At 43.7% G+C, this 26,527-nt stretch carries 23 protein-coding genes and 1 pseudogene; all 24 read right to left on the bottom strand.

Going from position 1 to position 26,527, the window contains the following annotated elements; genetic code table 11:
- Positions 1-18 precede the first annotated feature (18 nt).
- Positions 19-1,308 (bottom strand): ABC transporter substrate-binding protein, encoded by a 1,290-nt coding sequence (locus tag GE107_RS19670; protein ID WP_219641703.1) that lies wholly within the window; start codon positions 1,306-1,308, stop codon positions 19-21.
- 127 nt (positions 1,309-1,435) lie between these two features.
- Complete coding sequence (locus GE107_RS19665; RefSeq protein ID WP_219641702.1) at positions 1,436-3,517, bottom strand: methyl-accepting chemotaxis protein; 2,082 nt, start codon at positions 3,515-3,517, stop codon at positions 1,436-1,438.
- 33 nt (positions 3,518-3,550) lie between these two features.
- Positions 3,551-4,381 (bottom strand): carbohydrate ABC transporter permease, encoded by an 831-nt coding sequence (locus GE107_RS19660; RefSeq protein WP_219641701.1) that lies wholly within the window; start codon positions 4,379-4,381, stop codon positions 3,551-3,553.
- Positions 4,378-4,608 carry a hypothetical protein gene (locus tag GE107_RS19655; protein WP_219641700.1) on the bottom strand — a complete coding sequence of 77 codons (231 nt, stop codon included), beginning with the start codon at positions 4,606-4,608 and terminating at the stop codon, positions 4,378-4,380. The genes GE107_RS19660 and GE107_RS19655 overlap by 4 nt, the downstream gene beginning before the upstream one ends.
- Positions 4,605-5,558: a carbohydrate ABC transporter permease gene (locus GE107_RS19650; protein ID WP_219641699.1), complete on the bottom strand. Its 954-nt coding sequence runs from the start codon at positions 5,556-5,558 to the stop codon at positions 4,605-4,607. Before GE107_RS19650 ends, GE107_RS19655 begins: the two co-directional genes overlap by 4 nt.
- A 68-nt stretch (positions 5,559-5,626) precedes the next feature.
- Positions 5,627-6,973, bottom strand: coding sequence for an ABC transporter substrate-binding protein (locus GE107_RS19645; protein ID WP_255570687.1), 1,347 nt, complete (start codon positions 6,971-6,973; stop codon positions 5,627-5,629).
- Between the two features lie 266 nt (positions 6,974-7,239).
- A complete protein-coding gene (locus tag GE107_RS19640; protein ID WP_219641697.1) occupies positions 7,240-7,815 on the bottom strand; it encodes a dihydrofolate reductase family protein in 576 nt (191 codons plus the stop codon).
- 184 nt (positions 7,816-7,999) lie between these two features.
- Positions 8,000-8,585 (bottom strand): annotated as a pseudogene (locus tag GE107_RS19635) (chloramphenicol phosphotransferase CPT family protein).
- A 241-nt stretch (positions 8,586-8,826) separates the two neighbouring features.
- Complete coding sequence (locus GE107_RS19630; protein ID WP_219641696.1) at positions 8,827-9,567, bottom strand: DUF2306 domain-containing protein; 741 nt, start codon at positions 9,565-9,567, stop codon at positions 8,827-8,829.
- Between the two features lie 54 nt (positions 9,568-9,621).
- The gene (locus tag GE107_RS19625; RefSeq protein ID WP_370636464.1) at positions 9,622-10,344 is read right to left on the bottom strand and encodes a hypothetical protein; all 723 of its coding nucleotides are present in this window, start codon (positions 10,342-10,344) and stop codon (positions 9,622-9,624) included.
- 22 nt (positions 10,345-10,366) lie between these two features.
- Positions 10,367-10,591, bottom strand: coding sequence for a helix-turn-helix transcriptional regulator (locus GE107_RS19620; protein WP_219641695.1), 225 nt, complete (start codon positions 10,589-10,591; stop codon positions 10,367-10,369).
- Between the two features lies 1 nt (position 10,592).
- The gene (locus GE107_RS19615) at positions 10,593-11,039 is read right to left on the bottom strand and encodes a hypothetical protein (protein WP_219641694.1); all 447 of its coding nucleotides are present in this window, start codon (positions 11,037-11,039) and stop codon (positions 10,593-10,595) included.
- 230 nt (positions 11,040-11,269) lie between these two features.
- Positions 11,270-11,602 carry a hypothetical protein gene (locus tag GE107_RS19610; protein WP_219641693.1) on the bottom strand — a complete coding sequence of 111 codons (333 nt, stop codon included), beginning with the start codon at positions 11,600-11,602 and terminating at the stop codon, positions 11,270-11,272.
- Positions 11,603-11,703: 101 nt separating this feature from the next.
- The gene (locus tag GE107_RS19605) at positions 11,704-12,486 is read right to left on the bottom strand and encodes an SDR family oxidoreductase (protein ID WP_219641692.1); all 783 of its coding nucleotides are present in this window, start codon (positions 12,484-12,486) and stop codon (positions 11,704-11,706) included.
- Between the two features lie 411 nt (positions 12,487-12,897).
- The gene (locus GE107_RS26725) at positions 12,898-13,215 is read right to left on the bottom strand and encodes an SDR family NAD(P)-dependent oxidoreductase (RefSeq protein WP_255570667.1); all 318 of its coding nucleotides are present in this window, start codon (positions 13,213-13,215) and stop codon (positions 12,898-12,900) included.
- 279 nt (positions 13,216-13,494) lie between these two features.
- On the bottom strand, positions 13,495-14,079 hold the full coding sequence (locus GE107_RS19595; protein ID WP_219641691.1) for a TetR/AcrR family transcriptional regulator: 585 nt from the start codon (positions 14,077-14,079) through the stop codon (positions 13,495-13,497).
- A 59-nt stretch (positions 14,080-14,138) separates the two neighbouring features.
- The gene (locus GE107_RS27270) at positions 14,139-14,333 is read right to left on the bottom strand and encodes a helix-turn-helix domain-containing protein (RefSeq protein WP_219641690.1); all 195 of its coding nucleotides are present in this window, start codon (positions 14,331-14,333) and stop codon (positions 14,139-14,141) included.
- 535 nt (positions 14,334-14,868) lie between these two features.
- Complete coding sequence (locus GE107_RS19585) at positions 14,869-15,705, bottom strand: carbohydrate ABC transporter permease (RefSeq protein ID WP_255570666.1); 837 nt, start codon at positions 15,703-15,705, stop codon at positions 14,869-14,871.
- Positions 15,705-16,574 (bottom strand): carbohydrate ABC transporter permease, encoded by an 870-nt coding sequence (locus tag GE107_RS19580; protein WP_370636463.1) that lies wholly within the window; start codon positions 16,572-16,574, stop codon positions 15,705-15,707. Before GE107_RS19580 ends, GE107_RS19585 begins: the two co-directional genes overlap by 1 nt.
- A 78-nt stretch (positions 16,575-16,652) precedes the next feature.
- Positions 16,653-17,930: an ABC transporter substrate-binding protein gene (locus tag GE107_RS19575; RefSeq protein ID WP_219641689.1), complete on the bottom strand. Its 1,278-nt coding sequence runs from the start codon at positions 17,928-17,930 to the stop codon at positions 16,653-16,655.
- 403 nt (positions 17,931-18,333) lie between these two features.
- On the bottom strand, positions 18,334-21,747 hold the full coding sequence (locus tag GE107_RS27265; RefSeq protein WP_219641688.1) for an S-layer homology domain-containing protein: 3,414 nt from the start codon (positions 21,745-21,747) through the stop codon (positions 18,334-18,336).
- 528 nt (positions 21,748-22,275) lie between these two features.
- Complete coding sequence (locus tag GE107_RS19565) at positions 22,276-23,469, bottom strand: response regulator transcription factor (RefSeq protein ID WP_219641687.1); 1,194 nt, start codon at positions 23,467-23,469, stop codon at positions 22,276-22,278.
- Positions 23,459-25,225, bottom strand: coding sequence for a cache domain-containing sensor histidine kinase (locus tag GE107_RS19560; RefSeq protein ID WP_219641686.1), 1,767 nt, complete (start codon positions 25,223-25,225; stop codon positions 23,459-23,461). Before GE107_RS19560 ends, GE107_RS19565 begins: the two co-directional genes overlap by 11 nt.
- Before the next feature lie 26 nt (positions 25,226-25,251).
- Entirely contained in the window at positions 25,252-26,520 is a 1,269-nt protein-coding gene (locus GE107_RS19555; RefSeq protein WP_219641685.1) for an ABC transporter substrate-binding protein, read from the bottom strand.
- Between the last annotated feature and the right edge of the window lie 7 nt (positions 26,521-26,527).

Genomic DNA, 26,527 nt, shown 5'->3' with positions numbered 1-26,527 from the left:
GATATGATCCTTGTTTCATCAACCGTCATCGCCGATTCGGATTCCTGTCCCGGTACGGTCCCGGATCTCATGAATCGCGTTCTCAATCGCTTTAGAGGCGTCAATGTTATCTACCATCATGTAATAAGCTTGCATGCGAAGCTCTTTTTCGATGATATTGCTATACGGATTGAACTGTGGCTTGACATTTCGTCCGACTGTCCAATCGTAAAATTTTTTTGTTAGAAGATCATTGAAGTAGGGGTCGGTCTCGTTCAAAATCCCGTTCGAATAGGCATCCTTGTAAGCCGAGAACTGATGCGTATGAATGATCGCCTCGGAGCCTTGTCTGGTTAGAGCAAAGTTCATGCGCAAGGCCGCGGCTTTTTTGTTTTCAGGCCGGGACTTCTTCGGCATCGCATAACCGTTGCCCCCGCGATAAAACACGCCGCCCGGCGGCGCTAATACTCCCCAACGCCCCTTGCCGTTCTTATCCGCGTTTTGAATGGTGGTCGCGTGCCAATCTGCGTATGGATAAAACAGAACGTTATCTTCGGTATAAGAACGCTCCAGCTTGGTATCCTGCAATTTGGCGATATATCCTCTGTCCAGCAAAGTTTCAATGAACCGGAACCTCGGGAGTATCTTTTGCTTCAGTCTAACAACGTTGCCATCGAGGTAACTCCTGTCGGAGGCGACGAGGAGCTCCTCGATGGACATCGTATCGGGAAACAGATAGGCTTTTCCGCCGCTTTTCGTTTTGATGGTTTCCCCGATGTCAAGCAAATCGTCCCACGTCTTCATCCGTTCGGCCAGAAGGGCCGGATCGTCGGTACCCAAATATCGGCGGGCAACCGCTTTGTTGTACCAGAAGCAAGCGATTCCCGTTGCCGCGGGGAGAATGACGAATTCACCCTGCGAATTTGTTGTCGCATCGGCGAATGCGGGCGAAACGTTGTTGGGATCGATCCCATACTTCGTCAGGTCCTCGAAAACTCCGTCCATGGACAGCCAATCGCCCCACCAATACGATTCGACTTTCACGATATCCGGTACGTCCGTACCCGTGCTCAGGTTAAGCCGAAAGCGATTATCATACTCCGACCAGTTCACCAACACGACATTAACGTGAATATTCGGATAGATCTTGTTGAATTCCTCGTTAATCTTATCTTCGACACCTTTATCGTACGCCCATAACGTAATCGTCACTTCATCTTTACCTGAGGACGGAGAACCGCCCTTAACGCCATTGAAGCGGCAGCCGGTTGCGATTATAGAGAGGGATAGGATCGCGATAAACAGACAGGTCAACCGTTCCATTCTCATGACGCGACCACCTTGTAGAAAATCAGACATGTTCGGTATCGCACTCATTATATCATAGCGTTTTCCGTTCCCTGGTCAGTATTTACTGGAAGCGAACGATATTACGATCCAACGCTTTTTGGCGGAGTTACACCTTAAATACGGATAATTGTTTGTTAAGATCTTCGGCCATGATGTGCAGACTGTTAGCCAACCGCGAGAACTCCTCCGCCATTGCCTTATGTTCATCTATACCGGCGCTGGCTTGTTCGACGAATGCGGCTGTTTCTTGAGAGATCGCCGATATTTTGGCAATACTGCTGAAAGTTTCATTTCGCATGGCCAGCATGTTTTCGGCGGACTCAACAGTATTGCTCTTTAACATCGAAATCTGATCCAGCGACTGGTGAACGCTCTGAAAGACGAATTCCATATCCCGAATAATTGCCATTTGATCCTGGATTTTTCCGCGCGAAATTTCCGCCGAATACAGCGTATTCTGTACTCTCCCCTGAATGGATTGAATCGCGCTTGCAATCATCTTCAATAAGTCTTTCGTCTGATCTGCCAATCCCTTGACCTCGTTCGCCACGACGGCGAAGCCTTTGCCGGCGGCTCCAGCCCTTGCTGCTTCTATCGATGCGTTCAACGCGAGAATATGGGTCTTGCCGGAAATGTTGGAAATCAGCTTCGTCACTTTTTCGATCTGCCGAATCTCTGTATTCAGGTTCTTGACTTCATCCCTAATACACTCAGACATTTCAATGACTTCCAATCCTTTGCCGCTTAAGCTCGCCATTACGGCTGACGCTTCGCTGCTTCTATTCCGAGTGTCGTCCACCTGTTCGGAGATAAGCTCCATATCCTTCACAACGAGGTTGATGCTGTCGGATAAATCCTGGATTCTGGTCACATTGAGTGAAGCCTCTTCGGCTTGTTCGGACGCACCTACAGCGATATGCGTTATCGCAGTAGCATTCTGAGCAGAGGCTTCGCGAAGCAATTCGGAACCTTCCGCCATGTTCCGGGCATGAACAGCCACATTCCCCGAGTGCTTCGCTACTTGTTCAACGAGCTGGCTGACGGCCGAAATCATTCCGTTGTATATCTGTCCCATATCACCCAATTCATCCCTGCTGCGGATCTTGACTTTGCCTGTCAGATTGCCTTGCTTCGCTTGGTTCATAGTTGCGATCACTTGGTTCAAGGGAGTCGTGATATTCCTTGTGATCATAAAGGATATCGTGAAAGCAAGCACGCAACAGATTGCGATTAGCCCGACAATAAGCAAGCTTAGCTTATTCGCAGACTCATTCAGATACGAATACGGAATGGTGCTGACAAGGTACCAATCCGTTCCCTTGATCGGAGAGTTTGCGGCCAAATAACGTTTTCCATCCTTGCGCCAATCGAAGAACTGCGTCTTCTGTCTTCCTATTTCTTCGAGTAATGGGCCTGGATAAGGCTCTTTGAACTTGAGATTATCCACATTCCCTGACAGGATTTCGCCCTCGGCATTCACAATGAAAATATCCGAGCCATTGCCCAGATCGATTTGAGACAGCCATTTACGAAAATAGGATTCCTTTACCGCCACGAGAATCGTCCCGATTTGCTTCGAGTCGCCCATGGTCATGACCGCTTTGCTCAGAATGAGATGGGGATCGTTGAATACGCCTTCATAACCCAAATATCCCGCGCTCCATGCCGTGCGTCCCTTATTTTCGGAAGCGGTTCTAACCAAGCTTTCCACTTCCTTCTTCTCCCAAAGCTGATTTCCTTCCGGTTTGATCATTTGCGCATCAAGTCCGAGTAGCTCGGCATCCGTCACGCTCTCGGTCAGATTCGAATATTTGGATTGGATCAGCTCTAGCAGCCGGCTGTCGTATTCCGAACCGAAGTAAGCGTGGTCGCCTTTGCTTCTCTTTCCCATGATCGTCTGCACATCGTTTGAAAAAGCGATTTCTGTGGCGTAGCTGTTCAAATGATCCAACTGTATGGCCAGATTGGAGCTGGCTTGATTCATCACCTGAACCGAGTACGTGCTGATTTGGGATTGAATAGTGGAATTGGATTGACGGTAGGATAAATAGCCCACGACGATCAAAGGAATCAGGCAGAGGCCGAACAGGGAAATGAACAGCTTCGTTCGAATTCGTATTTTTCCAAGAAGCCGAGCCTTTCTCAAAAAAAATAAAGTTCCCTTAGCCCACTTTATTACATAAGCCATTAATGGTTTCCCTCGCCCCTGCCATGTGATGAACTACGCTTTTACTGCTCCTGCCGTCAAGCCGCTTTGCAGCCGGTTGGAGAAGATCAAATAAAGCAGTACAACGGGCATTGTAGCAATGGAGAGTGCAAGTATTTTTGCGCCATTGTCCTGATAATACAAGGAATTGAAAGAATTAATACCGAGCGGCACCGTGAATAGCCGGCTGTCGTTAATCGTGACCAGCGGCACGAAGAAGGAATTCCAGGACCAGACGAAATTGAGCAGCCCCAGCGTAATCACAGCCGGCGTAATCATAGGAACAACAATGCTAAAAAATATTCGGAATTCCCCGGCTGAATCGATTCTGGCGCTCTCCAGCACCTCCGTCGGTACGATGTCCTTGATATACTGGGTCATCCAAAAAACTCCGAAGCCTGCGAATACGTAGGGTAAAATGGACGGAACGAGCGAATCGTTCAAGTGAAAGAGCTTCATTTCGTACACATAAGCGACGATGCTTAACTGAGAAGGGACCATCATGGTGAACAATACGAGATTGTAGAGCATCTTGTTCCCTTTGAACCGAAACTTCGCGAAGCCGTAGCCGCAAAGTGCCGAAGCCAACAAAGAAAAGAAGACGCTGGACAGCGACATCACCAAGCTGTTTTTCATAAAGGTCGGGAACTCCGTTTTCGAAATCGTCGCAAAATTATGCAAGATATAGTCGGACGGGAGGCCGTTAAAGCGGAAAAGCTGAAAACTATCGTAAGTGCCCATCACGATCATCGCGTAGAAGGGCGCCAGCGAGACAACGGTCAATACGGCAATCAACGTGTAGAAAGATAGTCCTGCCGCGAAATGCGATTTACCGCCTGTGTTCATCGGCCGGTTCCCTCCTTGTTGAGAAGTTTGAATCCGACCCAGAACAACAAAACAATGACAATCGTCATCAAATACGCGGCAACTAAAGCCGTACTTGTTCGGAACAAAAAGTAAGATCCCATCACGATCACGGCGTAGAAGGGCGCCAGCGAGACAACGGTCAATACGGCAATCAACGTATAGAAAGACAGTCCTGCCGCGAAATGCGATTTGCTGCCGGTGTTCATCGGCCTGATCCCTCCCTGTTGAGAAGTTTGAATCCGACCCAGGCCAACAAAACAATGACAATCGTCATCAAGTACGCGACAGCCGAAGCCGTACCCGTCCGGAACAAAATGAATCCTTCTTCATAAACGTAACTGACTAGGGTATATACGCTCTTCTCCGGACCGCCGAGCGTGCTTGCAATGCTCAAGTTGTTGTCGGTGCCTACGACGAGCAAAGCGGGTTCGTCGAAAATTTGCAGTCCCCATATGATCGAGGTGACGACGATAAAAACCGTAATCGGCTTGATGGTCGGCAGCGCCACGTACCAGAACTTGTGCCACGTATTCGCCCCATCGATATCGGCTGCCTCGTACATTTCCTGCGGGACGGATTTTAAGCCCGCGAAATACAGCAGCATAAAGTAACCGAGGTTTTTCCAAAATACGATTAAGGCCACAATCATCACGACGTAATTCGGATTCGCCATCCAATAAACGGGATCTTTCGCCAAGCCCAGCTTCTGCATGAAGATGTTAATGAACCCGGTCTGATAGTCGAACAACAATCCGAACAAGACGCCTACCGCAACCGGAGTCGTTACGTAAGGCAGGAAAGAAATCGCCTTAAAGGTCCGGGCGAATTTCTTGAATTTAACCTCCAGCATATAGGCGATCCCAAGGGCGGCTATGATGCAGGCAGGCAAGGCAAGCAACATGATCCGCAGTGTATTCAGCAGGGATTTGTAGAACATCTTTCCTTTCAGAACCTGGATATAATTATCCAGACCCACCCAAGTCATGTCCGAAAAAAAGTTCCACTTCGTGAAGCTGATCCAAAGAGTGAACAGCGTCGGCGCCAATGAAAAGACGATCATCACCAGAAAAAAGGGCAAAATAAACAAATATCCGAAGTTCTCGGTATTTTGGATCCGTAACGGCTTTCGGGGTGCCTTCATCTTTGCTGTATGCATCTTTCCCTCTCCACTCTTTCATGCAGGGGCTGGAACGCCAGCCCCTGACATGAATTGCGTTTGCTGTTTTATTGGATCGAATCGTCTTTGGACTTGATCGCCGAAATCGCTTTCTCGACGGCCTTCTCCGGTTCCAATCCCGACTTCTCCATGTCGAGCGCGACCGCTTTCAGTTGATCCTCGATCACGCTGTCGTGCTTCCCGTATTTCACCGGCTTCATCTTACTAAGGACATCGTAGAAATAAGCCGTAATGTCAAGACCGAAATAGTCGTTCACGCCGTTCGTCAGCTTCTTCTGTTCAATTTCCTTGACTGCGGAAAGATTTCCGAACTTGTTGTTGACCTTCATGCCTTCTTCCGTGAACATGCGGTGTTTAATGAACAATGCGGCAAGCTTGGCCTTCTCGGGATCTCCTTTGTCTACGATAAGTTCCGCCGTTCCGCCGCGGAAATATGCTCCTCCCGGAGGCGCGAACACGCCCCAGCGGCCTTTACCGTCCTTGTCGTTGGCAGGAATCGTCCCTTCTCTCCAGCCCGCCGAAGGGAAGAAGACGACTTTGCCCGAAGCCCATGCAGCATCCATCGCCGGCCCGTTCACTTTGGCGATATACCCTTCTTTCAGGGCCTTGTCCAACGTTTGGAATGCAGATGTCATGTTTTCTTTAACTTTGAGCGTATCGCCGTCAACATAGCTTTTGCCGGACGACACTTGGGATGCAATCAAGCCTTCCATAACGTCCGTTGCATTCGTGAAAGCCGTCAATTTTCCGCCGCTTTTCTCTTTGACTTCCTTGCCGGCATTCAAAATGAAATCTTCCATCGAGGCATATTTGCCGGCGATCGCGGCGGGGTCGTCGGTGCCGAACACCTCTTTCGCCAGGTCCTTCCGGTACCAGATCGCGCCCAGTCCAAGACCTTGCGGAATCGCGACGAATTTGCCGTCCGGATCTACGACCGCATTCGAAGCCGCGTCCGCAATGTCCGTCTTCTTGAAGCCGACAGTCGTTAAATCGACGAACGTATTCTTGTAAGACAGGAACCTGCCCCACCAGTAGGACTCCGCCATCGCCACATCGGGCAGCTCTCCGCCGGATGCTTTGGCCGTCTCGAATTTGGTTACATAGTCTCCCCAGCCCATAACGGTAAGGTTGACTTTGACATTCGGATAAGTCTTGTTGAAATCCGCAATGGACTCGTCAAAATAAGGCTTCCACCATGTCCACACCGTAATTTCGCCTTTGTAATCCTCCGGTTTTTTCTCCGTTTGACCGCCTACGTCGGCAGCACTGCTGGCAGTCGCAATTGGCGAAGAAACCGCGGATGATTCCGCTTGGGGTGATTTCCCATTTCCGCATCCCGCGAGCAAGCTAAGCGCCATCATTCCGGCTATTGCAGTACCCAGCAACTTTTTCATCTTCCGCACCTTTTTAACCCCCTCCAGTTAAGACGGAAATCCATGTGGCCATCATTCATTCCGTCTTTGTTTGAAGTATATAAAGAAGGAGCCTCTCCTTGAATTCGATATCTTTCGATCGTCCTTCGAAATCTTCAGATATCCGAATAGACCTGATCTTTTCGCCAAGGTTCATCTCGATCCAACAAAAATACCCCGTAAACAAGTTACGGGGTTCATGCCCATCATGTCAGGATCCTCTAAAGTGTATCTGCCGAAGCACAAGGTCATCTAACCGTCTGGTAAACGAGACCGATGGCTCCGGAATCAAAGGTCTTGTTTTCGATAAGTTTAAGATTGATCTTCTCCTTGAGACCTTGGAATAACGGCAACCCGCTGCCGATCAGGACGGGAGAAACCGTAATTTTATACTCATCTATTAAATCAAGCTGCATAAGGTAGTGTGCGAACCTCGGACTGCCGAGGATGACCATATCCTTGCCTGGTTGCTGTTTGAGGTTCTTGATCTCTTCCTCGACATCTTCTTTCACCAGTCTGGAATTGTTCCATTCGACTTTCTCCAGCGTCGTGGAAAAAACGATTTTGGCTGTCTTTTCGATCCACTCGGCATGATTCCGTTCATGCTGCGAAGCCGATGGGTTCGAAGCCACAGACGGCCAGTAACCGTACATCATCTGATAAGTCCCGCGTCCCCAAATGACAGTGTCGGCAGTACTCAGAATTTCTTTCGCGTGTTTCTCCAAATCAGCATCGTAGGAAATCCAGCCAATGTCCATTTCACCGTTCGGCCCTTCTACAAAACCGTCAAGCGATGCGTGCAGGAATAGAACGAGTTTTCTCATTTTCAGTTCTCCTTTGTTCATGAGGGCAATTTATATTAACCATTTTTGCACATTTCAGCTTGGGTTGTTTCTTATGGATTGCTAATTTAAACTGCCAGTTAGCTTTATGAACGCTGTGAACTCTGTCAAATGCCCCGAAGCATGAAACATGGTGTTATCCGAAGGATACGGCTTCAATGGACTACTAACTCGTACTGCTTCTTTTATTTAGCCTCTTAAAAGCAGTATATTCACGATTTGATCTAATAAAATGTAATATCAAATTGGCGCATTCATCAGGAGTCAAGGTTTCAGTATTTAGTTCAAGGTCATACTCATTAAGGCAATAAACTTTATCATACTGTGAGATTGCTAAACCAATCTCTCTATCTCCCCTCAGTTTTTCTCTCCTAATAAGCTCCTTCTTTCGAGCAAGTTACTCCTACAAGCAGTACAGGATGATCCATTAATAAACCTAGAAACGTATTAAATCGATCGTCAGTATCATTAACTGTATCTACTACGATATTCGTCCCCATTACCGACATGAATTTAATTGTCGAATAAAACAAAGTAATCAATGGTTCAATAATAATATGGGTTGGACCTTGCACATCTTCTGCATATTTGGTGTTTATGAAATCAATGTAGTCATGAAACAATCCATTAAAAAAATCATCAATTGATAAATGATAAAACGGGATTTCATTTTGGTTTAATAGTTCAGCCGAAATGGAAGTCTTTCCGGAACTTGAAGTTCCATTTAGAAAAACGATTATCCCTTGCTTCAATATAATCATCACCTCTTCAAAGTCAAGATCCGGATGAACCCCCTCTCCCTCCCAGTTGCCTTTGGTGACCGGTTTGATTGCCCGACCGTTAGGGATAAACACTTCAAAATGGCTGTTTATGGTATGCATTTTTTATTGTATTGACTTAAAAGCCTGGTCCGTAAGTGCCTCCTAATGTGTGGTTAAGATTTTTTTGGAAATGTTTTTTTGGTAAATCTATTTTAGGTTTTCGGTAAGCGGACTAAACAATCCTGCCAGTTAGCTTAATGGCAATTGACCTCATACGGATGACATATTCAGCCACGGCAAGGTTGATCACCCAGCCCGCTCCCATCAGCAGGGCTCCGCTGAGCTCACTTGGCGGTCCGAGAAGCAGTACCCCGGCCAACTGGGTCAGCACCTGCGTACCCGCGCCCATCCCGATCGCGTAGCCGCGCATCATCCATGCTCGGTGCCGGATTACCTCTCCTCTTCGAATCGCGATAAAACCGAGAAGGATGGATATGACCATACCTGACCCAAACAAAAGCCGCAATACATAGAGCAGCTCACCGGTGCCTTCCGGGCGGGGATAGAACACGGTCATCCACAATCCCGAAAGCCCAACCAGCAATCCACACGGTACCAGGACTCGCCCGGCCATGCGGTGCCAGCCGGGTTTATGCCGCCGGAAACCGGTCGCGAACTGGAACGGGCCAAGTATGGCATATACAGTTGCGCTCAAGATATGCAGCACCACCGGCAGAGGCGACGCAAAGAACCGCGCATTGGCCGACGTAATTTCCGCGCCGACCGTTAGCTCGGTTAGGCGGAAGGCGCCAGCAGCGAGCGGAACGACGCTCAGCAAGAGCAGTGCGGCAACGAGCCACTTGTCTGAACCTGCTTTTACCGGCACTCTTGTTTTCGGAGACGTGATATTCAATCCCCCATTAAGCCCAGCCTCATCGGGAGCTTGATCTTCTTTGAAGTTATTCACTTTCATCTTTGGCTCCTTCCGGCGAGCTTACTCGGCTCCCTGGTTGGTGGAGAAGGTGGCTCACCCTGCCAGGTAAGGGGGGGAAGCTTTTTCTCGCCGTTCGGACCAGAGCGCACATCCCAGCCAAGCCAGAGCTAACCCCATAGGCACCGCCAATATCCGATCGAGCGGATGATGGAGCAGTGAAGACGCGAGGGTCGACACAGCCGCGAAGGCAAGCAAGCCAGCCGCCCAGCGCGGCAGGATACCGGCGCGGATCGTAGCGATGCCAAGCAGCAGTCCGCCAACAATATACAGGACTCCTCCTAGTGCCGCTATCGCCGGTAGATTTCCAAGATTACCCTTGTTGGCGGAACCGCTAAAGATCCCCAAGAAGCCTTCCACAAATTTCGGCGCGTCGGACGCCAACAGCGGCAAAATAAAGGCTTCGACGAATGTAAACGCCGTCGTGGCTACCCAAAAGAGGCTAAACAAGAGAAAACCGGCCAAACCAAGCCAACCTGCTTCTTTCAATTGCCTGGCGTAGATCCCCGCAATGCCGAGCAGGGCGAAGATGGACATGGTGATGGTCATGGAATGAACGATTGCCCATGTGCGGGTGGTAACTGACGATAGATTTTCAAGTGGATGGATCAGTTGAATCACGATGAAAAGAACTCCCGCCAACAAAGCTGCTAGCCCTGCCCAACGGATAAGATACGAGGCTGTTATTTTCATTTTGCACTCCTTGATAAAAGTATTTGGCCGACCTTGCAAAAATCGAACCGTGATGATCGTGATCACATTGGCGGTGTTGCTCTTGTTCTTACTCCTTTTGGGACTCTCCGTAAAAGAAAACCTCTTCCAAGGGTAAGTTGAAGGCATGGGCAATGCGAAAGGCCAGCTCCAGTGACGGGGAATAGTTCCCCTTCTCCAGCGCCACGATGGTTTGTCTGGTTACGCCCACCTTGTCAGCCAATTGCTGCTGTGTCATTTCATCATGGTTAAATCGTAATTTTCGGATGTGATTGCCGACAAGATTTTTGCCCATCTTAGACTCCTCTCTTGTAGTGATAAATTTTCGTAACGGAGCCGGTCACATCGGAGATGAATCCGGAGACGATGAGGATCACGAACATCACCTGTGTTGGCTGATCGATGACTAGCGATCCCATGGCCAGAAGAAATCCGATGATAAACACAAAGAAAGAATTTCGGTGTGCTTTCAAGACAATGAGTTTATCCAGTTCATCCTCAAATTTCGGTTCCTTTTCACCGGTCGTTATCCTAAAGACGATGTTAAAAATAATGCTGATCAAGATATGTGCGACGATTGAAACCAAAGTCAGATTAAGAACGAAGGAACCCCAAAAACGAAAGGTTTCCGCCGGCTCCAGCCCCCTTTCGGGATACAGCTGGTACATGTACGCACAATAAGCTCCGAAAATGGCGACAGCGCTGATCAACGATACGATGCTCTTCTTTTCTTGGTAGGTCATGCCCTACACCACCTGTAAAAGATTTTTGACTTGTTAAGTTTGTTATACACAATGTAATAAATATCAATCATAATGTCAAGTTTAATTTACATAAAAAAGAACGAAAAAAAGGATCAGGTTCGCTCCAACAACCCCGTCGCGAAACCTGATCCAAACTATTTATTATTAAATTGGAGTTCATTCAGTTCAGTTTGTTCGATGAAAATAAAGTAGCCTCCATATTTTTTATTTTATTTTATTGCAGATAGCCATTGAATGGCTTCATCAATGTTATCAAAATCCTCTGAGGGATTAGAAACTTCCAGCCCTGATACCATTCGATTTAAACTGGATTTAGCTATTACTTTAATAGGTATGACAGCCGCCGAATATTTGATCCCGGCTTCGATCGATCTTGCAAACCAATCCTGAGTGACCCAATTCTGGTCATCCAGCGAAATGGCGGACAGCTTGCGGGTATCGTACAGCACCTTGTTGCTCTGCTTCTGTACCGCTAATTCCAACAACTTATTTAATGGAGTTCGATATTGTACCCCTTGGGCAAAACCCTTCCATTCGATCACAACGGCCTTAACAACCTATTCCATGAAACCGTGGCTTGAGGGGAATCGTAAAATTCCATGCTGAGCAACCCTCCTTTGAATGATCCCTCTGTTCCGTATAGTTACCTCTTGGTTTGAGCCAGTATTTTATCAACGGGTTTGCTAAGCTGCTTTAGAATAAACTGTGGTGCAACCCGACTCATAAGCTTCAGTGCACTGCTCTGTCCCGGCAGGATCTCAAAACGATCCCGTTCCAAGTCCTTGATTGCGCCTCTAACCATCTCGCCGGCATCCATTGGCTTTACGCCTTCCATGTCGTGGGAATCCAAAACTCCAATTATCGGGGTCTGAACAGCTGGAGGCGCCAATTCAAACACTTTGATATTCGTATTCTTTAGCTGGATTCGCAGAGATTGTGTAAAAGAGTGAATACCGGCTTTCGTCGCACAATAAACCGGCGATAACGGAAACGGAACAAATGCAAGCGCGGATGAGACATTTATAATCGCAGCGGAATTCTTCGCCTTTAAATGCGGTAAGAATTGTTTCACCATGTGGATCGAACCGGTGAGGTTGATTTCAATCTCGCGACTGATATCCTCTAAATCAACCTCTTTGTCATGAAAGTTCATTTTATTCATAATCCCAGCGTTATTGATCAGAAAATTCAGTCCTGGAAATTGACTAGTTACTTTTTCATAAAGGTCGGAAATGGCCTTTGGATCGCCTACATCACACTGAAATGTATGAACTTTGGGCAGTTTCTTTTTGGCTTGATCCAGTTTGGACTGATCCCGCCCGGTAATAATTACGGTGTTCCCCCGCTGAAGAAGCTGAGTGGCAAACTCGAATCCAATCCCGGATGTTCCACCCGTTATGAGAATTGTGTTGGAATCCATTTTCATAAAAATCAATCCTTCCTTATCGCCAATATTTGAGTGTTATAACGATTTTGTTGTTTTCTTTTGTATTATGAGAGCTGAGGGTACATCGCAGCCACACCGCCAGCAAGACCTCTTTGGACATTGCGGCTCGCGTCATCGGCCAGAATTTCAAAGCTATCGGACTCAAGGCCGTCAATAGCCATTTTTGCAATATCCGCGGGGTTGGCTTTGGGAGCTTCAAGGCCTGACGTCATGTCTGTATCCATTAAGCCTACATGCAAACTGGCGACTCTTATATTTTTGAGGATACAAATTTAAGCGCAGATCGTTCGTCAGTCCCCACTCTGCCGCCTTTGCAGCCGTATAAGCGCCTGCACTTCCCGCACTAAACCATGATAATACAGAAAGAATGTTCAGAATGGAGCCCCCCCATTATTCTGTGCCAAACACGTGCGTATTAAACTCCAAATGTATTTTGTCGAGATCGCCGACAAGCAAAGAAGCACCTGTTGATGAGCCTGCATTGTTGATCAGAAGCGTAACATCCTTAGCGGCCATAGCAGCTGCAGCTACCTCCTGAGGGTTGGTAATATCAAGCTTTACACGTATTACACCGGGAATGTTCACAGAATCCGGATTTCTTGCTCCAGCATAAACCTTTGCCCCTCTGGATTGAAGTTCAAGCGCGAGATGACGACCAAGACCTCGGTTTGCTCCGGTGACAAATGCAACTTGTTCGGAAATTTTCATTGTTGTGTGCTCCTTTAATTGTTTTAGGTTATAACAGAATGACTTGTTCCTACGAGCGCTATGAATATTTTAGAACGATCATTCTCAAATTTATAAAAGATTACCATCTTGCTTCAAGTTGAGAGTTTCCTATATTCATCACCTCATGTTAAGCGTATGATTGGAAGTCGGACACTCATCCTTATGCGTGTGATATCAGCAGGAAGAAATAGCTTCAGGTGCAGAGAGACTCAATCATTCGAGAACAAACATTCTAGTATTGCTAAAAAAATAACTCAATCATTTTTCTAAAAGTTTCATCGATATATCGGTTATACGGTTAAGTTTTTCTTTGTCTTTGGCAATCGAGGTTCTTGCCATTACTCTTAACCCAACCCAAACATTATGCAGATATTCCGCCAGTTCCCCAGCATCATATTCAGAAGTAAATTCACCGTCCCTCTGACCCCAAAGAATAATTTCCTTGAGTAGCTGCTCTGCTGTTGTGAACGCTTCAGTGGACTTCGTATCAACATCGGCATCGCGCGCCGCCAATTCCACGGCCGAATTCACCATTAAACAGCCGGAAGGTAAGTCCTCTTCTCCTCGAATCGTGAGCCCAAATAGAAATTGAAGAGCTTCCGCTGCAGTCTTGGAGCTTTTCATTCCTCTTACAAGCGGGGCGCTGTTTTTGTCACCATAACGATCCAAAGCTTTCAGAAACAGAGTATGTTTGTCGCCAAATGTGTCATACAAGCTTCTGCGATGGATTCCCATATGCTCGACCAGATCATTCATGGATGTCTTCTCGTAACCCTGTTCCCAAAAGAGCCTCATCGCTTTATCTAAAACCGCGGACTCTTCGAACTCTTTGCTTCTGGCCATTCCACTTCCCTCCTGACAACAATATAACTTATTGAGAACGATTAGTAAAGAAATGATTTTCATAATGACAAGAGCCAAGTCAATTCGCATTTGAATTTATTTCTGAGTGCAATAATCGTTTCGCATGACGGGAGGCAAACACCGCGTTCAATATCACTAAGTGTCCCTTGTGAGATTCCAATCCTGACCGAAAATTCCTTTTGATTCAATTCATTTGATTTTCGAATAAATCTGACTTTCTCACCTAGATTCAACTGTATCAGCTCCAGAAAACAAAAATACCCCGTAATTAGTTACAATTACGGGGTTCAATCTCATATGCCTGTTATTCGGAGTAAATGCTGTCTCACCCAGCAGTCTAATACTTTATTTTCACTGAACAAGCTGTTAACGAACAACTAAGTTCTGAAGTGCACAAACCCAGCAAACACAAGGTTTGCTGGTTATTTCGCAAGTTCGGATTTACAATAATACTTCTGAAGTGGTGTTTTTTCAGATAAATCTAAAGTTTTGAAGTGCTAAACTAACTGACGGTGACGATGAGTGACCCACGCCAATCTCGAAAACTTAACTTGTCATAGATCATTTAATTTTCGTAATTCTCCGAATTCTTCCCCCAACTGTAGACACATTAAAAGCCCTTAGATGAAAAAGTCCCTATGAATATTGCATCATCGGGACTATTATGATTACAATTTTGCATTTACAGTATTCAATAATCTTTTGGAGAGTTCATGTTCTGAATTAATTAGGAAGAGTCGTCTGCTCTCTATTGAATAAATTTAATGCTTAACTCTTTACTGCTCCATTTGTCAGACCAGCAATAATATGCCTTTGCGTAAATATATAGACAATCATGATTGGCACCATGGACATTAAAAATGATGCGAACGCTAAGTTGTAATCAAATGAATATTGCGATTTGAAATTATATTGAAATAACTGCAACGTCCAAAACTTAGGTGATTTATTTAACATAATCAATGGAAGCAAGAAATCATTCCAGATCCAAAGCGCATTCATAATAAGAAGAGTTGCCGTCATGGGTCTGAGTAATGGAAAGATGATCTTATTGTATGTCCCCCACACCGTAGACCCATCCATATATGCCGCTTCTTCAAGCTCATAAGGAATCGTTCGTAAATAACCTACAAATAGAAACACCCCCTGAATTAGGGAAAAGGTTACATAAAGGATAATCAATCCCGTTATATTTAATAAATGAAACTGCGTCATCATTTTTGCAACTGGAATCATAATCACTTGGAAAGGAATAAATATACCCAAAGTAAAATAAATTAACAGAAACTTATAGTATTTCTTATCTGAATTTCTGGATATTGAATAGGAAACCATGGGGACGAAATAGGTGATAAGGATCAGTGAAATACCCGTTATAATAACAGAATTCATGACATAGGTTCCAAAATTTACGCGATTGATGACTTCTTTAAAATTTTCAAGATAAAACGATGAAGGAAGTGCAAAAAAACTTTGGGCTGATTCTGCCGGTGTCTTCATGGCAACAATAACGGTCAAGTAAAGAGGAAAGAAAATCAAAATGGCTCCAAAAGCCAAAATGAAGTACGTGGCGATATTTCCGACCTGACTCCTTAGATTCATCATTATTTCACCTCGAATTTACTAGACCATTTCAATTGGATGATCGAAATACCACCCATAATGAAAAACAATACAATAGACACTGTTATACCATAGCTAAATTTAAGCTCTTCAAACGCATAATTATAAATTAAAATGCCAATTGATTCTGTAGCTCTGCCTGGTCCACCGTCGGTCATTGCTTTTACATAGTCAAATAAAGTAAGTCCGTTTTTTAACGTAATGATAATAATGATATTCATCACTGGGATCAAATAAGGGATGACTACATTTCTGAATCTTTGTACGGCAGTTGCCCCGTCGATTTTAGCTGCCTCAATTAATTCTGCAGGTACACTTTGAAGTGCAGCAATAAATAGTATTGTCGGAATCGAAACCCCTTGCCATATATTAACAGACAATATGCCGAATTGAGCCAAAGTTGGACTTGCTAATATATTTACTGATAAAAATTCAATATTTAAGCCTTTCCCCATGAATGGGAGGACCTGATAAAATATTTGGTTAAAAATTAAACCCACTGTGAGTAAACTCAATACTGCCGGAAAAAAATAAACGGAACGGAAAAAGGTTCTTAGACGTATCTTTGAATTCAGTAATAGCGCTAAAAATAACGATATGATGACCGTAAAGAAAACCAATAACACGGTATATCGAGTTGTGAAAGTTAGACTATTTCGAATTTGTTCGTCTTTCATGACTTCAATAAAGTTCGATAAACCGACGAAATCGTAATCTTTTGAAAAACCGTCCCAATCGGTAAGACTATAATATAAGCCATTAAACATAGGAGAAATAAAAAAAATCGTATATAAAACAAATGCAGGCACTGTGAAAAGAAAAAGGGTATGTTTATTTAGAAGTGTTTTCACGATGTTCCTCGCCTCATTTCATTCGTAAATGCCATGATGGGATTCTCTTGAGGAATCCCATCATGGCTTACATTCCTTCTACTTTTTGCTTTTCTTAAATTCCTCATCTAATCTTTTGAAAAAGTCATCTTTAGACTTCGTAACAACTAATGTTTGTACTTCTTTGTTAAATTGGCCTTCCATTCCGGCGGGCCATTTAAAATGTAACCATTCAAAACTTTTATTTTCATCTAAATACTGTGTTAAGTTTTGGATAGGCTCAAAATTAACTTTCACGCCTTTAATAACAGACGGAGATTTATCTTTGTCAGCAAATAGCTGCGCTGTCTCTGTTTTGGATAAAAACTCAAGGAATTTCGCTGCTTCTTCTTTATGTTGCGTTGTTGCACTTATTGAAACTGCTGCATCGATTCCGTAAATCACCTTTGTATTCCCTGCTTCAGTGGCTGGGATCGGGAACATGCTATATTTTAAATTTGGGTTTGCTTTAATAACCGAAGGATTTGCCCAAATTCCATTAATAAACATAGCAGCCTTTTCAGTACTAAACATGCTTATCGCTTGGTCATATCCAAGTGATGATGCATCTGCCGGGCCATATTTTCTTAGTTCGATTATTTTGTCAGCGACTTGCCCCAACACCTCATTATTGGCTGTTGATTGCTTGCCCTCGATTACGTCTGCAAAAAATTGATCAGCATTTTCTTTTCCCATTTCCATTCCAATTAAATCGTTCGCTTGAATGCCTGCGGTCCAATCGTCTTTATCCGACAAAGCGAATGGCACAATTCCAGCCGCTTTAATTTTTTCCGCTGCGGCAATCAATTCACTAAATGTTTTAGGAACGCTTAATTTCAATTGATCAAATATTGCCTTGTTGTAAAAGATTCCGATCGTATTGAGAGAAATCGGAAGGGAATAGCTTTTATTATTTATTTTAATGCTGTCAAGTACATTGGGGTTTACATTTTCAAGTGCTTTCTGATCCGAGATATCCAGTATATATCCTTCTTCTACATATTTTTTAAATTCAGCTTCATTGGGATAAGCGATAAATATGTCCGGCATATCATTGGAAGTCATTCTCAATTTCAAAACATTTTTAGCATCCGGAACGTTGTTTTGTGTAACTTTAATATTAGGATTTTCTGATTCGAATTTCTTAATAATCTCATTGTAAGTATCCACAGCTTCCGGTTTTAATTGAAAAAATTCTATTTCTACCTTGCTTTCTTCTGATTGTTTTTCCGGTTCTGCTGTTGGCTGATTTGAAGAACAACCAGCAAATAAAGCCATTGATAAAATAGAAATCAAGCCTACTGACATCCATTTAGTGAACAGATTAGAAATTTTCATTCGCTCATTCCCCCGTTAGATTGGTTAAAAACACTCGAACGATCCTTATTTTATGAACTTATATGTTTTTTTTTGGCAACCACCTCCAACTAATTACGATAAATTTGTTTCCGCTTACATATCAGAGAATTTATGCTATTTCATCATTAGCGCTCTCTCTAATCAAATCATAAAAGAATTTAAACGTTTTCATAATGCGCCATTCTTTTGATTGATGTTCAAATTTTTTTTCTTCAATAAAATAGATCGATCCGATTCGGAGTTCAAATGGCCCCTGAAGAGTCAGTAATGATGATAAAGGCGGTATAGCGATCCATCTATAGCGAAAGACACTACATAATCGTAGTGTCTTTCGCAGCAGAAAGGGCAAACCGGAGACCATAGTTTGTTCTGCTAAAGTTACTTATTTGTGTGCCAGCATCTTCAGCAGAACCGTTACTGCCTCTGCTCTTGTAGTCTTATCCAAAGGAGCAAATTCGTCCATGCCTTTGCCCTCGATAATGCCAAGCTTTTTCAAGCCCGCCACTGCGCCTTTCGACCATGCCGGAATGTCTTTGTCGTCCGCGAAGCCTGTTGTCGTTGTAGTTTCAACTGACTGTCCCAGCGCCTTGGCGATCATCACTGCCATCTCCGGGCGTGTTATTTCTGCATCTGGACGGAAAGTGCCGTCCTCATATCCGCTGATCATGCCGGCTTGCACCGCTTGCGCGACTGCTTTCTGCGCCCAAGAACCTATCTTCTCTTTATCGGTGAAAGTCAGCGTCGCTCCTTCGCCTTGCGGCTTCAGCGCATTCATCAGCATAACCGCAAATTCCGCGCGCGTCACGGTATGATCCGGCTTAAACGTTCCGTCCGGATAACCGCTTACGATGCCGCCATTTACAGCTTGATTGATGCTTGTCTCAGCCCAGTGCCCGGAGATATCGCTGAGATGAATCGTTTCGGCCGCGGGAACCTTTTCCTGGTCTTCACCGAGTACCGCAAACTTGGTAAAGTGATTTACCTCAACGGTGATGCGGTTGCCGTTTACCGTGCCGCCTACTTTCACCCATACCTTCTTCGCTTCGTCATAGTAAAATATGGAAGGCTTTTGACCGTTCTTCAAGCTTTTCGGATCGAAGGTAAAGGTCAGCGTGAGCGGCTTGCTAAAGTTCTCTGTGAAGTTCTTCAAAATTTCGAATACCGGGCTGGCCAGAACATGGTTTTTCGTGAGCAACTTTTCGGTGTCCGCCACTTTTTCAATCGTTACATGCAAATCTTTCCCGAAAGCGTCGGCAGGAATATTGATCTTAACCTCATCGCCCAAACTAACCTCACCAGATTTTCCAACAGGAAGCGTTAGTTTACCATCCGTCGAGGTAACTTTATCGCTTGAGGTCGTTGCTGGTGTATTACCGACACCGCCGCTACCGGATGGCGCCTGTTCGCGTGTCACTGTAATCTTATAAGATTTCTTCGTCGTTCCATCCTGTGAAGTTACATCGATTGTGATCAGGTTACTACCTGCATTCAAGTTGATAGCGCCGCTTGCCTGGCCGTTGGCAACCGTTGTTCCGTTCACTTTCATCGAAGCGTTGCTGTCATAGACGCTGCCCGTTACCGTTATGCTGGATACACGATTAGCGACATTGGCACTGTAATCGGTTGTTCCCGCTGAGAATGCAGGAGATAGTGTACCGCTCGATAACGTAAGTCCGTTCAAATCCGCGTTGTTGCTTAATCGATTCACAATGAGATTATACGTATTATTTGTCTTGTCCTGCGCGGTAACCGTAATCTGAATCGGATTAGGCCCAACTTGCAAGTTCGAAGCGTTGTAGGTGCCCGTTAAAGTGTTGTATACCGCTCCCGTTACCGTTATCTCTTGATTCGGATCTCCTTTGATCAGGGAGACATTAAGGCTCGAAACATTATTCGCCACATCAACGCTATAAGTAAGCTGTGATGGCGCAAACATCGGCGTAAGCGTTCCTTGATCCACGGATAAACCGGACAATGCTTTATTCCCAATCGCTTCATATTCGGTTATGGTTTGTCGATAACTGCTCTGATTCGCAGCTCCTCCAGTTTGATTAATGACATGTGTAATTTCGCCTTGCCCTGATAAGAATACAGAAGTTGCATGATGGATTTTAACGCCATTGACATCCGGCACTTCGATTGCGCTTTCCAGCTTAACATTTGCATCCCGAAAAAAAGAATATATCCCCAGTCCCCAAGCTTCATGGGAAGTAACTGTATCCGCAACTTTGTAAGAAGCATACCCATTTACTTTCCCATCATGACTCATCCAGGAAGCTTGATCGGGCACCTCATAAGGAATTTCCGATTGATAGAAATACAATCGGCCGCCATTTCCATTCCACACCGTTTGATATTGATTATGATGTTCATTGAATAATCCATATATAGTTGCATTCATTCCATTTACAACAAGTCCATGGAGAGAGTCATTTGTCGTCCACCCTCCAGTGCCTGTCCCATGATCTCCGCGCCAAATCCAGAAGTGATCGCCAATTACATCTCGACTGTTAATCTCAAGGTTGGTATCGACGGAGCCTTCTCGATCACCGCCTACTCGGAAAAACAAATCATGTAAGGATATAGGATTGCTCGCGTGATCATTGGAGCTCCCCATTTCACCAACTTTTAGCAACGCGGTAGATTTGAGGCTTCCCGCATCAAACAAGAGACCGGATACACTGACACCATCCACATCTGCGACTGTCATGGCTATTTGGCCATTATCCGGCACTAAAGTCGCAAATCCAAGCCCCATGACAACAGTGTTCGGATTTGTGATCCGAATCGTGTCCTCCAAGTGATAAATTCCTGGCGTAAATAGAAGATGTTTCCCCTGGGCCAAAGCAGCATTTATGCTCGACGCTGTGGATGAGCCTGGTGCTGCAATATAAAACTGATCAATTGGAATCGATGTGCCCTGCGTTTGCCCTGATGACCAACTAACACCCTTTGAATCCTTTCGGACATCGGGTACGAATACGTTATACGCTCCCGATTGATTTAGGTAAAGAAACGGCTTTTCTCGCATGATCGGCGTCGTGTCTACGACAGTATAAGGATCCGTTGGAAATGTTCCGGCAGGCGGCGTTGAATCACCAACAAATACCATATTCCATACGCCATTGGACCAGCCAGTATACTCATTATTCCGAGAAAACCATTGCTGTTGCGATGCCGGAATTATAGTTCCCTCTATCTTTGAATCCGCAAGAAAACCTCCACTTGCATAACCGGCATTCCAGTTAGGGTCAAAATCGAATAAAAGCATATTCCCGCGAATGTGCATTCTTCTCATTGGAGCTGCTTGCGAAACAGCCCATTGCGCAGCTTTGTCGGACGGCGTCGTTATGAACATATTTTCGCTTGATCTAAAAAAATTTACTAGCGCATTTCCGTTATTCCATTTTGCGTCGGCATTAACGGTGCCTTGAATATTAACATCATCAGGATGAATTCCTAACCCAGCCACTTGTGTATAAAAGCCCACTCTAACATTCAATTCAGTGTAGGAGCCGGGTTGGAAAAAAATCGTATGTCTTCCCTCTACAAATTCATCTGTCTCTTGCATTGCAAAAATAGAATCAGCTATGCTTTGAATATCTGCTGAACTCATCACTGAATTAACAATATGAACATTGGGACCAAATGGGTTAACAACGGTGATCCCAATGGCATAGTCCGATAATCCGGACTCAGAATCAGAAATTAGCGCAGAAATTTTGTAAAAATACGATTTATTCGCTTGAAGTCCGTCATCCGTGAATTGCGTCGCGCTTACTACCGAGGAACTCACCTTCGTATACTCCCCGTTATAGCTGGTGGAACGGTAAACCTGGTAGCCAGATGCTCCTGACGCAGCTTGCCACCCAAGTGAACAAGAATCGGTCGAACAATTCGCTGTTAGCTTCGCGTCCCCAGGATATCCCACAGCCGCGTAGGAGCTCTCTCTCGCTGTTCCTAAGGTTAGTAAAAGAAGTACGACAACTAGAAAGCTGCTGAACATAACCCTGACTTCAGACCTTCGAATTAACACTGACTCTTTCATTTATACACTCTCTTTCCCCTTGTAAAATGAGATTATCCCGAATTTCGATCGGTCAAAAACACTCGAATGATCCTTATTTTTTAACTTCATATGTAAATTTTTGGTACCCACCTCCAACTATTCCTTTAATTTTGTTACCGCTTACAAAAAAGAGAATATAGGCTATTTCTTTTAGCCCTCTCTCTAATCCAATCATAAAAGAATTTAAACGCTTTCATAATGCGCCATTCTTTTGATTGATGTTCAAATTTTTTTCTTCAAAAAAAATTCCTCACCTTATGGCGAGGAATCATAGGAATCCATGTATTTTTTTCGATATTCGCTTGGAGTCATGTTGAGTTTCTTTTTGAATACCTGGCTAAAATACCGTTGATCGAAATAGCCAACCTTCTGAGCGATTTCATAGGTCATCATTTCGGAGCTTCTCAATAATATACATGCACGCTCAATCCTAAAGGTCGTTAAATATTCCAATAATGTCATTCCGGTTTGTTGTTTAAAGATTACGCTAAAATAACTGACGCTAAGCCCAATTTTATCCGCAACCTGCTCCATTCCGATATCTTCGTTAAAATGGTCCTCCAAATACGCTTTTGCTTCGTCTATCAAATCAATCGCAGAATTTCGTCCTTTATAATCTTTTATGGCATCTTCTGAAATCACATTCAGCTTTAATACGGAGCCCATCTTGATCAACTCTTGCGCCTGTACAAATGAATCATATAGATCTGACAAATTCATAACAGGATTTCCAATGGCAATGACGCAATTCTGGTTAAAGAAAGACAGCATCTCCTGTATGAATGATTTCGCTTTAGGTTGAATCTCCTCTGTTTTCTTGAGCCTATCGGTTATTATGATCGCCAATTGTTTATGATTAAACTTATATATGAAAAAATCGGATTCATGATATTTATAAGATTGTTGGTTCGCCCATTTGTAAAACAGTTCCTGTTTTCCAGTTCCATCATTTTCAACCTGAGCGACAACAACTTCAAACAGGCGGCTTTCCGGAAGTTCATCTTCAACTTGAGTCAAAGTCAAATGATTATAGATGATCTGTTTCAGATGTTCATATTTTTCTTTTCTTTCCAGTTTCAACTCTTGTACGACACGTGAGATGCATTCTTCCACCTGCTCATAGTCGATCGGCTTTAAAATATAGTCAAATGCATTGTATTTTAATCCTTCCCGCGCATACTCAAATTCATCATATCCGCTAAGCAAAATGACCTTCGGCTGGTGAGCCAGCCGGCTTGCTTCTTTCAACAATTCAAGGCCATTCATCAAAGGCATGCGTATATCGGTTAAAACGAGATCAGGCTCAATCTCATTCATACTTTCCAATGCTTGCGTTCCATTTTCTGCTGTTCCCGCTATCACGCATCCGTGTTCCTGCCAATGGATCGTCTTCTCCAAGCTTTTCACGATTATCGGCTCATCATCAACAATAAAAACCTTAAACGTCATGTTCATCACCTTTTATCATCGGAAAAGTGATTTTGACCGTTGTTCCCGACCCCTCGAATGAGCAGATCATGAGTCCATAAGCATTGCCATAGTAAAGCTTCAAACGATCTTGAACATTTTTAATCCCATGTCCGTTATTTCTGCGGTAATCCACTCGTAAATACTGATCACTGAATTTAGTCAAAGTCTCATTTTTTATTCCTTTTCCGTTATCCTGAATGTAAAAACATCCTTTCCCCCCTTCTATACAACCTATAATCGAAATTTGCCCGATTTTCTGGTGCTGATCAAAAGCATGATAAAGAATATTTTCTACCAATGGTTGTAAAATAAGTTTCAGTACAGGGCAATTCTTTAACTCGTCTTCCACGTTGATTTCATATTCAAATCGGTTATTAAATCTGGTTTTTTGTATCTCCAAGTAGCTTATTACATGACGAATTTCATCGCTGACCATAACCTCATAAGCCCCATTGATACTTATCCGGAGCAGCTTTCCTAGGTTAATCGTCATTTTACTAATTTCCTTTTGTCCGTTTAATGCTGCCAAGGAATTGATGGATTCGAGAGTATTGTATAAGAAATGCGGATTAATTTGCTGTTGAAGCACTTGAAACTCGGCTTCCCTCTTTCTTTCCTGTTCCCGTTTCACTTGCTGCAAAAGCAGTCCGATTTGCTCAATCATTTTATTAAATCCCAATGCCAGAGTTTTAAACTCAAGGAAATCAAATGCAGGCATACGGACAGCTAAATCCCCATGTTCAGCTCGATTCATCTTCCGGAGAAACTGAGAAATGAAACCTAATATTTTCTTTACATATAGAAGATTAAATAGCAGTGCCATGAAAATTCCAACAATGACGATGGCTATCGTGTTGTTACGGATAAAATAAATTTGATTTGACAAACTATCCCATGGCTTAATCGATACGAGTATCCATTCCTTCTTCGCATCTTCATTCAAATCAGAGAGGTAGTAGGTAACCAAACTTTTTTTCCCTTGCCATGTATCGATGAAGTATCCTTGTTTTCCGGTTGTAATTTCCGGAAGGTGGTTCATTTGAAGCTGTTGACCGATCCATTGATGATCGAAACTGTATAAGATTTTTCCCGACTGATTAATGATCAGTTCTGAAGAGTTGGTTTGATGCAGCTTGGTAAAGATCCTGTCCAAAAGATCCAGCTTTATATGCAAGACGAAGTACCCTAAATATTCCAAATTATTGTAATCAATGATCAATCGCCCTTGCGTCAACATCAATTTTCCAGAAGGCACAAACAAATCGTTTTCCGCGGGAGATAACCAAACCGGCCTCCCATTTTCTTTCATGATCTCATGAAAAAAAGAACTCCCTTCCAATTGTTGCAACGATGGACTGGGGAAACTCTTCAAGTGAAATACGGTTTCTTTTTTTGTATAGAGGATAAAATCCTCGACCATCGAGTTACTGTACATAACACTTTTTATATTCAGATTTTGATTGTACAAATCAGCAATATTCTCGTTCTCTTTAAATTTTAAAAATTTTTGTATATCGGGAGAATCCACAACATTATCCGAAAACCAATTTAGTTCTGAAATAGAAGCGGACAAATTCATATCCATCAATTTTAAAGTTTGAAGCACTTGTTCGCTTATATTTTTCTTTAAAGTATCCGCAGAAGTTTGATAAGAAACCCAGCCCTCAATAAGGATTGGCAAAAGAATGAATAATAAAAATCCAATGATCATTCGATGTTGGAGTTTGAGAAACATAACATTCAATTTCACCTCCAATTTTGTTATGCATGGTATGATTTGAACTCTTCCCGGTAAAAGGCAAACATTTGATCCAAATGGCGAAGAAATGTCCCGATGTCTTTATCCATAAAAAATTGTTGGCTATACCTTCGATAGTCTCGTTCGGCTTGAGTTCCCCCTACCCAGTAATGATTAGGCCAATTCACGTTTTTATTGTTTTGTACCAGTTCCACTAAAGGTTGAACAATGGTCTTTTTCACCGTAACACCCTGAACAGCACTGATGGAGCCTTCATAGTCGGATAATCTTTGGGCGTTTTCTTTCTTTACTAGAAATTTCAAAAATTCCTTTGCTGCTTCGGGATGCCGTGTATCCTTGGATATCGCCAATCCAATGTCTACACCGCCAAGCACTCGATTTTTTAGCGGGTCATTCGAAGCCGGAAATGGGAAAATTCCATATTTCAAGTGCGGATTCCATTTTTCGATGAAAGATAGCGCCCATGTGCCGGTTACGTACATCGCTCCTGATCCTTCAGCAAAACCGCGATTCGCTTGCTCATAGTCAGTCTCAAATGAATCCTTAGGTGCAAATGAAACGACTTTCAACATTTTTCCTGCTACATCCATCCATTTCGAGTCACCCGATATTTTTACTTTTCCTTGATTCACTTGATCCCAGTACTGGCTGTCAAATTCATTGGATACCAAATTTAGATTGAATACACTGGTTGTGTCTGCGTCTTTATTGGGCATAAGGATAGGCGTTACCCCCGCAGACTTTACGGCTTCAAGCACTTGAATAAACTCATCCCATGTTTGCGGAACTTCTAAATGTAACTGTTCAAAAATTTCCTTGTTATATAGAACTCCTACCGCATTTTGGGTTAAGGCGACCCCATACATTTTGCCATGGACTAGATATCTATTTTGAATAGTCGGATTTATATTTTGAATAAAGTCTTCTTGAGTGAGTTCGAGCAAATAGCCTTTTTCTGCCCGAATGACATAATCTTGTTCAAGAGGATAAGTGATGAAGATATCTGGAGCCTGACTTCTTGCTATCCTTTTTTTTAATACTTCCATTCCGTTAGGTATGATGATTTGCTCAATGTCAATATCCGCATTTTCTCTTTCGAAATCATGTATAAGCTCATCAAATATTTCAACTGTCTCTACCTTTGGAGAAAAAAATTCGAGTCTGATTTTGTTATTATTTTGAACAGCGTTTTCCGTTTCATCAATCAGGTTAGGTGAACAAGCCGTCAAAAAAAACAAGCACGTGTAAATAAGATTGCGAAATAATCTCATGATTGCC

Source organism: Cohnella sp. CFH 77786 (assembly GCF_019400745.1).
Taxonomy (GTDB): Bacteria; Bacillota; Bacilli; order Paenibacillales; family Paenibacillaceae; genus Cohnella.
The sequence above is the reverse complement of the archived record's forward strand: the minus strand, read 5'-3'. Positions and strand labels throughout refer to the sequence as shown.